The sequence below is a fragment of the Streptomyces sp. genome, from assembly GCF_031178505.1.
Lineage (GTDB): Bacteria > Actinomycetota > Actinomycetes > Streptomycetales > Streptomycetaceae > Streptomyces > Streptomyces gulbargensis.
Window position 1 is genome coordinate 1 of record NZ_JAPSIW010000738.1, and the last position, 3424, is coordinate 3424.

General features: G+C 75.2%; 2 protein-coding genes. One reads left to right on the plus strand and one right to left on the minus strand.

Features of this window, described 5'->3' with window-relative positions; all coding sequences use genetic code 11:
* The first annotated feature begins 326 nt into the window (after window positions 1-326).
* Complete coding sequence (locus RIF68_RS31440) at window positions 327-3203, plus strand: glycoside hydrolase family 3 C-terminal domain-containing protein (protein WP_309054666.1); 2877 nt, start codon at window positions 327-329, stop codon at window positions 3201-3203.
* Between the two features lie 62 nt (window positions 3204-3265).
* Here the strand turns inward: RIF68_RS31440 and RIF68_RS31445 are convergent.
* Window positions 3266-3424: alpha/beta fold hydrolase (locus RIF68_RS31445; protein WP_375165148.1), on the minus strand; the 159-nt coding region annotated here is incomplete at its 5' end.

Below are 3424 nucleotides of genomic sequence, written 5' to 3' on the forward strand. Positions count from 1 at the left end.
GGCATCGCCCGGCCCCTCCGGGAGCCCGTGCGTCGGTGACGCGCCGACCGGCGTGGGGCGGGCGGGCCGCACACCCGCACAATCGAAGCGCTTCGATTCCGCTGGGAGGACAAGGCGACATCGCGGGTACGACAGGAGCCGTTCCCGAGAACGGCAGGCTTATGTAGCCCTTTGGGCGCTCCCACGTACGCGGCACCGCAGACAGAGAGAGACTCGTCCGCACCTTGACACCCGAGGCGTGCCAGTCGACCATCGAAGCGCTTCGAGGGTGTCGGATTCTCCGGCCTCCGTCGCGCCCACCACCCCGCCGTCCAAGGGATTCGCACGTGACCGCAGACCGGCCGCCCTTCCGTGATCCGGCCCTCCCCGTCCCCCGCCGCGTCGACGACCTCCTCGGCCGGCTCACCCCCGAGGAGCGCCTCGCGCTGCTCCACCAGTTCGCGCCCGCCGTCGAACGGCTCGGCGTCGCCGCCTTCCGCACCGGCCAGGAGGCTCTCCACGGTGTGGCCTGGATGGGCCCCGCGACCGTCTTCCCGCAGGCCGTCGGTCTCGGCGCGACCTGGCACCCGGAGCTGGTGCGCCGGGTCGGCGAGGCGGTCTCCCGGGAGGCGCGGGCGATGCGCGCCAAGGACGACCGGGTCGGGCTCAACGTGTGGGCGCCGACCGTCAACCTGCTGCGCAACCCCCTGTGGGGGCGGGGCGAGGAGGGCTACTCCGAGGACCCGCTGCTGACCTCCGCGATCGCCACCGCGTACACCCGGGGCCTGCGGGGCGACCACCCCGTCCACTGGCGCACCGCGCCGGTCCTCAAGCACTGGCTCGCCCACAACAACGAGGCGGCGCGGGACACCTCCTCGGCGTCCGTACGTCCGCGCGTGCTGCGCGAGTACGACCTCCGGGCCTTCCGCGGTCCGGTGGAGGCGGGCGCGGTGGCCGGTGTCATGCCCGCGTACAACCTCGTCAACGGGCGGCCCAACCACCTCTCGCCCCACCTGGAGACGGAGCTGCGGAGCTGGACGGACCAGGAGCTGCTGGTCTGTTCCGACGCGGGCGCGCCGTCCAACCTGGCCGACTCGCAGGGATACTTCCCGAGTCACGAGGAGGCGGTGGCGGCCGCTCTGCGCGCCGGGGTCGACTCCTTCACGGACCACGGCACGGACTCCTCGATCGTCCTCGGCCGGCTGCGCCGCGCCCTGGAGCGGGGGCTGATCGGCCAGGAGGACGTGGACCGGGCGGTACGCCGGCAGCTGACCGTCCGGTTCCGGCTGGGCGAGTTCGACCCGGAACTCGATCCGTACGCGCACGAGGACCGGTTCGACACGCCCGAGCACCGGGAGCTGGCCCGCGAGGCCGCCGAGGCCGCGATCGTCCTGCTCCGCAACGAACCCGTGGAGACCGGAGCCGCGCCGGAGGGCGGCCGGCCGGTGCTGCCGCTGGACGGGGCGGCCGGCCGGATCGCCGTCGTCGGCCTGCTCGGCGACGCCGTGAAACTGGACTGGTACAGCGGCTCCCTGCTCCACCGCTCCTCCCCGCTGGACGGCCTGCGGGAACGGTTCGGCGCGCACCGGGTGGACTTCGCCGAGGGCGTGGACCGGATCCGGTTGCGGACCGCCTCCGGTGACCTGCTGCGGGTCCCGGAAACGGCGCCGGAGGACGGGGCGCGCGGCGCGGAGGCGGCGCTCGACCCGGCCCTCGTGGCGGGCCGCACCGACCTCCCGCCGCTCACGGCCGACGCCACGGGATCCGTCCTCGACCTGGTCGACTGGGGCGACGGGGTGCTGACCCTGCGGGCGCCCGGCGGCCGGTACCTGTCGGTCGCCGGGGACGGGCTTGTGCGCGCGTCGGCGGACGAACCCGGCGGCTGGGTCGTCCAGGAGACGTTCCGGCTCGAGGCCCACGGCGGCGGCCACCTCCTTCTGCACCTCGGGACGGGCGGTTACGTCTCTGTCGCCGCCGACGGCGTGAAGGTTGCCGCCGGGCGGGAATCGGCCGAGGTGTTCACCGTCGAGACGGTCGAGCGGGGCGAGGAGGTGGTGGCCCGGGCCGCCGCGGGGGCGGAGACCGTGGTCGTGGTCGCGGGCAACGACCCGCACATCGGCGGCCGGGAGACCGAGGACCGCACGACGCTGGCGCTCCCGCCGCACCAGGAGCGCCTGTGGCGGGCCGCGCACGCCGCCAACCCGCGTACCGTCCTCGTCCTGGTCTCCTCCTACCCGTACGCCGTGCCGGAGGCGGCCGCCTCCCTGCCCGCCCTGCTGTGGACGGCGCACGGCGGCCAGGCGGCGGGCACGGCGCTCGCGCGGGTCCTCGCCGGAGACGTCTCCCCCGCCGGCCGGCTGCCGCAGACCTGGTACGCCTCGGACACGGACCTGCCGGGGATGCTCGACTACGACGTGATCGGCAGCAGGCAGACGTACCTGTACTTCGACGGCACGCCCCTGTTCCCGTTCGGGCACGGCCTGTCGTACACGGCCTTCGGGTACGAGGGGCTGACGGCGGCGGTCGACGGCGAGACGGTCCGGATCTCCTGCGCGGTCACCAACACCGGTGCCGTCGCCTCCGACGAGGTGGTCCAGGTGTACGGCCGGGCGGTCGCCCCCTCCGTACCGCGCCCGCACCGCGAACTCCTCGCCCACGAGCGGGTGCACCTGGAACCCGGCGCCGGCGCGGAACTGTCCTTCACGGTGCCGCTGGAGTCTCTCGGCCACTGGGACGTGGCACACGGCCGCTGGACGGTCGAACCCGGCCCGTACGAGATCCACGCCGGCGCCTCCAGCGCGGACCTGCGCCGCACGGTCCGCGTCGAGGTGGCGGGTACGGCGCCGGGGCCGCGTCCGGTCCTGGCGGCGGGCCTGGAGGCGGCCGACTACGACGAGCAGTCCGGCACGGCGATCGTGGACCGCGCCAAGCACGCGGGCGACGCGGTGACCCCGCTCTCGCCCGGGGCCGGCGGCCGGCTGGTCCACCGTGCCTGCGACTTCGGCGACGGGGTGACGGAGGTGGCCGTCCGCGTCGCCGGCGAGGGCGAGGTCGCCCTGTGCCTCCCCGACGGCACCGTCCTGGCCCGCGTCCCCGTCCCCCCGACGGGCGGCCCCTACGCCTACCGCACGCTCGGCGCTCCGATCGCCCTCCAGGGCGTCGTGGATCTCCACACCGAGCTCCACGGCCCCCTGCGCCTCGCCCACCTCACCTTCGCGGGCTGAGGACGGGCGTCCCGGGTCCGGCCCCGCGGGGCCCGACCCGGGACGCCGCTCGGGCGGCGCCCTCAGTCGCGAACGGCGAGCTCCCGGGCGAAGTGGCGGACAGCCGCGCTGAAGGCGTCCGGATCGTCGAAGTTCGCGAGATGCCGGGCCCGTGGGATCAATTCGACGCGGGCGTCCGGGTGCGCGCGGGCGAACTCCGTCTCACCGGACCGGAAGACGGT